The organism is Chryseobacterium sp. CBo1, from assembly GCF_001693475.1.
Lineage (GTDB): Bacteria > Bacteroidota > Bacteroidia > Flavobacteriales > Weeksellaceae > Chryseobacterium > Chryseobacterium formosense.
The window spans coordinates 179,935-187,589 of the sequence record NZ_MAUH01000056.1 but is presented as its reverse complement, the minus strand read 5'-3'; the positions used below and the strand labels follow the sequence as shown (position 1 = coordinate 187,589).

5 protein-coding genes are annotated in these 7,655 nt (G+C 35.2%); all 5 read left to right on the top strand.

Features of this window, described 5'->3' with window-relative positions; all coding sequences use genetic code 11:
* Window positions 1–759 precede the first annotated feature (759 nt).
* Genes BA768_RS18690 through BA768_RS18670 form a run of 5 tightly spaced genes read left to right on the top strand, consistent with a single transcriptional unit; the run spans window position 760 to window position 7,643 of the window.
* Window positions 760–2,235 carry a response regulator gene (locus tag BA768_RS18690; protein ID WP_034673675.1) on the top strand — a complete coding sequence of 492 codons (1,476 nt, stop codon included), beginning with the start codon at window positions 760–762 and terminating at the stop codon, window positions 2,233–2,235.
* A gap of 4 nt (window positions 2,236–2,239) precedes the next feature.
* Window positions 2,240–5,851 (top strand): response regulator, encoded by a 3,612-nt coding sequence (locus BA768_RS18685; protein WP_065721962.1) that lies wholly within the window; start codon window positions 2,240–2,242, stop codon window positions 5,849–5,851.
* A gap of 13 nt (window positions 5,852–5,864) precedes the next feature.
* Window positions 5,865–6,230 (top strand): response regulator, encoded by a 366-nt coding sequence (locus BA768_RS18680; RefSeq protein ID WP_034677015.1) that lies wholly within the window; start codon window positions 5,865–5,867, stop codon window positions 6,228–6,230.
* Window positions 6,231–7,061, top strand: coding sequence for a CheR family methyltransferase (locus tag BA768_RS18675; protein ID WP_034673680.1), 831 nt, complete (start codon window positions 6,231–6,233; stop codon window positions 7,059–7,061). It abuts the gene before it with no gap.
* 9 nt (window positions 7,062–7,070) lie between these two features.
* A complete protein-coding gene (locus BA768_RS18670) occupies window positions 7,071–7,643 on the top strand; it encodes a chemotaxis protein CheB (RefSeq protein ID WP_065721975.1) in 573 nt (190 codons plus the stop codon).
* Window positions 7,644–7,655 lie beyond the last annotated feature (12 nt).

The following is a 7,655-nucleotide window of genomic DNA, read 5'->3' as shown; positions in this document are numbered from 1 at the left end:
CTCTCAATTTTGTGAGAATAAAATCGTAAATTGCATCTAGGTTATTCATGAATGTATTTGATTGGTAGTCAATACAATTTACAAATTTTTGTAACATGAATAACTTTTTTTATAATGCACTACGGGTTTTATTAGTATTTTTTACCGTTTAAGGCAATTTTTGTTTTACAAATTTAATATTGTTTAATCAGTCTTGCAATGCACAAGTAGAAATTTTTACAAATTATAGGTAAGAATTCATAAATTTTAACCCTAAATAGCATTTAAATTATTGTAAAACAGGTAAATAATCGATTTAATTAAATTTTAATAAATATTAAAAAAATATTAATAAAGAAATATGGTTATAATTTGTATAAAATTTGTGAATTTTCTTAATGTCCAAAATAAATCATATTCAATAAAATTCAAATGGCATTATTATTGCCATCGCAGAACAAAAAAATCGCTTTCTGTGTTAAGAAGAATAATTTAAACAAAAATGAACGATAATCGTTTTTTTACTGTTTTAGGCTCGGTTGCAATATTTACATTAATGGCGATGTAATCCTATATTCCTCAATGAAAAGTGATCTCGATGTTGCTTCAATAAACTGTTCTACTGATTGTGATTATTTAAATATTTTCAGGTGAATTTTTAAATATGTTATTAATAATTACAATTATGATAAAAATGGTTTAAAAATAACTGTTTATCGAATTATTGTGAGTATTTTTGAAACAACCTAAATTATTATAAATTATTGATTTTATATTGACATGATTTTAATCGTTGATGATAACCAAAATAATCTCTTTTCACTTAAAAAACTTTTAGAATCTAAAGATTTTCAGGTAGATACCGCAGAGTCAGGAAGGGAAGCATTAGGAAAAGCTTTAAAAAATGATTATGCACTGATTATTTTAGACGTACAAATGCCGGAGATGGACGGGTTCGAAGTGGCAGAAACTCTTGCAGGATACAGCAAAACAAAAGAAATCCCGATTATATTTTTGTCTGCAGTAAATACAGAAAAAAAATTCATTACCAAAGGCTACGCTTCCGGAGGAAAGGATTATGTGACTAAACCCGTAGATCCCGAAATTCTTTTGCTGAAAGTAAAAACATTTTACAATCTTCAGGAGCAGAGCATAGCTATGAAGAAAACCCAGCAAAGTCTTGAGCTTGAAGTAAAAGGCAGAAGAGAATCTCAGGTAACGATGAAATCTCAGATTGATCATTTTCATCTGATGCTCGAGTCTTTACCTCAAATTGCATTTACCCTAAACCAGGACGGAATTGTAGACTTTGTAAACGGGAAATGGTATGAATATTCTGTTTCAGATACACTTTTTCCGGAAACCCATTCCGATGATTTTGATATTGCTGAAGAATTTGCCCGCTGTAAAAAGAAAGGTAAAGCTTTGGAAATGGAAGTCAGAATAAAGAACAGGAAATCCGGTGACTTCAGATACCATCTTCTTCGTGTAACACCGGTTCGTGATGAAATTGGGATAAAAAACTGGGTGGGAACATTTACCGACATTGATGATCAGAAAAAAGTAGAAAAAGAAAAAGACGAATTTCTAAGTATTGCCAGTCATGAGCTGAAAACTCCCTTAACGAGTATTAAAGCTTATGTTCAGCTTTTAGACCGTAAACTGAAGCTTGAAAAGGAGAGTGCTGAAGCAGGATTCATGGTGAAAGTACATGATCAGATCGAAAAGCTGAATACATTGATCACTGATTTGCTTGATGTTTCAAAAATCGAAAACGGAAAGCTTAAGATCAACAAAAAACCTGCAAATCTTGAGAATACAATTAAAAACGCAATTGATACCATTCTTCAGACTCATGGCGAAAATACCGTGAAAATAGATCGTCATGGATTTATTCCGGAAATTTTGATTCCTTTTGATGAAATCCGTATCGAGCAGGTTTTGATTAATTTTTTAACGAATGCCATTAAATATTCACCACAGAACAATCAGGTGATTGTCACAACTTTTGTAGATGAAGAAGAGCAGGAAGTAAAAGTAAATGTTACCGATTTCGGAATTGGTATTCCGGACTACAAACAGGAGTCAGTTTTTCATAAATTTTATCGTGTAGAAGAATCTTCACTGCAGTTTCAGGGAATGGGGATTGGCTTGTACATCTGTTCAGAAATCATTAAGCAGCATCACGGAAGCATCGGTGTTTCCAGTATTGTAGATGAAGGTTCTACGTTTTATTTCACTTTACCTTTAAATTAATTTTATGCCGAAAAAAATACTAAGAAATCTGCAGTTTGGCGTAGGTCTGTCATTAGTTATACTTATTGCAAGTTCAATTGCTTCCTATCTGAGTATTCAGAATCAGATGAATCATCGTGAAAGCGTTGGCAAAAGCAGACGTGCAGTAACCGCTGTAAAAGATGTTTTGGTTGCTCTTCTTGATGCAGAAACCGGAAACCGCGGATACCAGCTTACCGGAAGAGAAAGTTTTCTTGAGCCCTATAACCGAAGTCTAAATGAATATTCAAAAGCGATAGAGCAGGCAAAAAGTCTTGATGTTTCAGATCCCAAACAACAGCAATTATTAAATATTCTAGAACAAAATGTAGAAAAAAGCATTGGCAATCTCAGATTCTACGTAGATAACCGCCGAAAAGGCATTGTAATGTCTCAACAGCAGATCCTGGAAAGTAAAGCTTACATGGATAAATGTCGTGAAGTAGTAAATAGTTTTGTGAAAAACGAAGAAAGCCAGCTGGAGATTAAAAGCAAAGACCTGAATAAATCATCAAACACAACCGTTGTATTTATCGTATTTTCTGCACTTTCTGCAATTGTAGTAACTGCTTTTTTCTATTTAAAACTCAGAAATGATCTTGTTCGCAGAGAAAAACTAGAAAAAGCACTACGAACAAAAGATATTGAAATATCCAGACGTGTAAGTGCGATCAAAAAAATTGCAAACCGTGTCGCAAATGGCGATTATACACAGACTTTGGCAGATGATGCACAGGATGATCTTGGAGATCTTGTAGATTCTCTGAATCACATGAAAAATTCTCTTAAGAAATCTTTCGATCAGATCAATAAAAGTGACTGGAGACAAAAAGGTCTTGCAATATTAAACGAATCTTTAGTTGGAAATAAAAGTGTAAAAGAAGTTTCGGAAGCATCTTTAAAACAATTAATAGAGTATGGGGGTTGCATCAATGGCTCATTATACCTAATTGATGAAGGCTGGCTTAAACTGGCAGCAGCTTTCGGGTTAGAAAACAATATGAAAAAAACGTTCGAGATCGGAGAAGGAATGATCGGTCAGACGTTTGTGAATAAAAAAGAACAGGTTCATAACGACCTGAAAGAAGGGGATTTTGTTGTCAGTTTTGCAAGCAGCAAGCTTAAAATTAACGGATTACTTTTAATTCCCATATTTTACGGAGGTCACACCATTGGTGTTTTAGAATTGGCCTCGACAACGAATTTCGATCAGGATAAAGTTGATTATTTCATGGAATGCACCAGAAATATCGGTATGGCACTGAACGCAGCAAAAGGTCGTGAAAAAGAGCAGCATTTATTGGAAGAAACCCAGGCTCAGTCTGAAGAACTACAGGTACAGCATGCCGAACTTGAAAACCTAAATACTGAACTTGAAGCTCAGACACAGAAATTACAGGCTTCTGAAGAAGAATTAAAAGTTCAGCAGGAAGAACTGATGCAGGCAAATGCAGAGCTGGAAGAACGCTCAAGACTACTTGAAGATAAAAATCATCTTATTGCTGAGCGTAATAATGAAATTCAGAAAAAAGTTGAGGAACTTGCATTAAGCACAAAATACAAATCTGAATTCCTTGCCAATATGTCTCATGAGCTGAGAACACCTTTGAATTCTATTCTTCTTCTATCAAGATTGATGGCAGAAAATCCTGAGGAAAACCTTAACGAAGATCAGGTGGAATCTGCAAAAGTAATTCAAAGCTCCGGAAGCAGTTTACTGACTTTAATTGATGAAATTTTGGATCTTGCCAAAATAGAATCCGGCAAGATGACTTTAGAATATCACGATGTTGAAATCGATGAAATTGTGAAGGATCTTAAAAATTTATTCAACCCTGTATTTCAGGAAAAGAAACTTCAGTTTAACATAGACATTGCAGAAGAGATTCAGAAAACAATTAAAACAGACCGTTTAAGAGTTGATCAGGTTCTGAGAAATTTATTGTCAAACGCACTGAAATTTACAACGGAAGGAAATATCACTTTAAATATTAAAGAAGATCCGAAAAAGAAAAATTTCATCATATTTTCGGTAAAAGATACCGGAATTGGTATTGCAGAAGATAAGCAGAAAATTATTTTTGAAGCTTTTCAGCAAGCCGATGGTTCTACCCGGAGAAAATTTGGCGGAACTGGTTTAGGATTGTCGATAAGCCGTGAAATTGCAAGACTTTTGGGCGGAGAATTAATCTTAACAAGTAAAGTGAATGAAGGCAGTGAATTCAGTCTCATCATTCCTGTAAAAGAAATTCCGAATATAGAGCCGATTGAAACCGATCAAAATCTCGTAGAAATCATCCGGGAAGATGTTTCTGAAATCAAAAATATTCTTGATGATGGTGAAACCGAATATTATAACACCATCAACACATTGGAAATCCCTGAAAACGTTGATGACGATAGAGATCAGATCAACGACGGTGACAAAATTATTTTAATTATAGAAGATGATACCAATTTTGCAAAAGCCTTGCTGAAATATGCAAGAATGCAGAATTATAAAGGAATTGTAGTTGTAAGGGGAGATCACGGTCTTTCTGCTGCGCTTCAATACAAGCCACAGGCAATTTTACTCGATGTTCAGCTTCCCGTAAAAGACGGTTGGCAAGTGATGGATGAACTTAAATCAACTCCCGAAACCAAGCATATTCCGGTTCACATGATGTCTGTACTGCATGTGAAAAAAGAAAGTCTTATGAAAGGTGCGATTGATTTTATTAATAAACCGGTGGCTCTGGATCAGATGACGGATGTTTTCCGGAAGATTGAAGAAGCCTTACAGAAAGGTCCGCAAAAAGTGTTGATTGTAGAAGAAAATGCAAAACATGCAAGCGCATTGTCTTATTTCCTGAGCAATTTCAACATCTCTCTATCGGTTGAAAATAATGTTTTAGACAGCGTTAAAGCGTTAACAACAGATCATGTTGACTGCGTTATTCTTGACATTGGAGCTTCAAAAGGCAACGAATATCAGATTGTAGAATCTATAAAAAGCTATGAAGGCCTGGAAAACCTGCCGATTATTATTTTTACAGAAAGAAATCTATCTACGTCTGAAGAGCTTAAAATTAAGCAATATGCAGATTCTATCGTAGTAAAAACGGCTCATTCTTATCAGAGAATTTTAGATGAAGTCGGTTTGTTCCTTCATTTGGTGGAAGAAAAAAACAGTTCATTGGAAAATGTACGAAGTAAAACTTTAGGCTCATTAACGGAAGTTCTTAGCGGTAAAAAAATTCTGATTACCGATGATGATGCACGTAATATTTTCTCTTTAACCAAAGCGTTGGAAAAATATAAGGTTGAAGCGGTAGTTGCGATGGACGGGAAACATGCCTTACAGCAAATAAAAGAAAATCCGGATGTAGATGTTATTTTAATGGATATGATGATGCCTGAAATGGATGGCTACGAAACAATCAGAGAGATCAGAAAAATGCCGAAATTTGCAAGACTTCCGATTATTGCCATTACAGCTAAAGCGATGATTGGCGACCGGCAGAAATGTATTGATGCAGGAGCTTCAGATTACATCTCAAAGCCTGTAGATATCGATCAGCTGTTGTCTTTGCTTCGTGTTTGGTTGTATGAAAGTTAACAGTAAAATTCTGATGAATAAGAAAGTCTTAATTGTGGACGATGATCCACGTAATATATTTGCACTGAAACTTACCCTGAAATCACGCGGTTATCAGATTGAAAGCTGTACAATGGCTCAGGAAGCTATTGAAATTCTGAAAAACGATCATCATTTCGATGTGGTTTTAATGGATATGATGATGCCTGAAATGGACGGATATGAAGCCATTAAAATTATCAAACAAACTCCGGGTATAGATAAAATCCCCGTTATTGCCGTAACGGCACAGGCAATGCCGGAAGACCGGCAGAAATGCATTGATGCAGGAGCTCATGATTATGTATCGAAACCAATTGATGTGGATCAGTTGATTAACGCTATTGAAAAACTTCTCTAAATGCTGGAACCAAGTATTGTAAAAGACGAAGAAGTAGAATATCTTATCAAAGATGTTTACGAAATGTATGGCTACGATTTTTCGGAGTACAGCCGTGCTTCGTTTAAGCGAAGGGTAAACCGTATTTGTCTTATTGACCGGTTTACAAGTTTTGCCGAGCTTCGTTATACTTTAATGAACGATCCTGAATATCTGAAACGTTTTATAGAAGAAATCACCGTGAACGTAACAGAAATGTTCCGTGATCCGCAGTTTTTCAAAACTTTAAGAGAAAAAATATTGCCGCAGCTGGGAACTTATCCATTGATCAGAATCTGGGTTGCAGGCTGTTCTACCGGAGAAGAGGCTTATTCTATGGCGATTTTGCTGAAGGAAGCCAATCTTTATCACAAATCTCTGATCTACGGAACAGATCTCAATCCATCCGTTTTAGAAACAGCCAGAGCCGGAGTTTTCCCATTGCAGCAAATGAAACTTTATTCCGAAAATTATATGGAGTCGGGTGGTAAAAAAGATTTTTCGGAATATTATACCGCCAATTATGACAGTGCTAAATTTGACAAAAGTCTTCAGGAAAAACTTATTTTGTCTACGCACAATCTGGTTTCCGACAGTTCATTCAACAGTTTTCAGTTGATTATTTGCCGGAATGTTCTCATCTATTTTGATCGTGGTTTGCAGGAAAGAGTTTTCCGTTTATTCGATAATAGTTTAGAAAATTTAGGTTTTTTGGCTTTAGGTGCGAAAGAAACACTAAGATTTTCTAAATTAGATAAAAATTTTCATCAGATCGATGATCAGAGAATCTGGAAGAAATTAGATCATAACTAAAATTATATGATGCAAGCTGAGAACACAGATACAGAAATGGTAGTGATCGGAGGATCTGCAGGAAGTCTGCAGGTCATTCTGGAGATGATTAAAAATTTAAAAGAAAACTTACAATTCCCGATTGTATTGGTATTGCACAGAAAAGCACATTCAACGAATATTTTACAAACCCTGCTTCAGCAGTTTATTTCAGCAGAAGTAGTAGAAATTGATGATAAAAGTGAAATAGAAAATGGTAAACTGTACATTGTTCCTGCTGATTATCATCTTCTTTTTGAAAATAAGAAAACGATGTCTCTCGACAGTTCAGAAAAGATGAATTATTCCAGACCGTCGATTGATGTCACATTCCGTTCTGCTGCAGAAGTTTTTGGTGAAAACCTGGTAGGAATTTTGCTTTCAGGAGCCAATGCAGATGGTGTGGAAGGATTCTATTATATTAAAAAAAATAATGGCAGAGTCTGGATTCAGGATCCCGAAACTGCGGAAGTGAATTTTATGCCGAAACAAGCCGTTGAAGAGATCGATTATGACCGGATCATCAAGCCTGAAGATCTGGCAAATTATATCAATCAATTATAAAAATAAAACTAA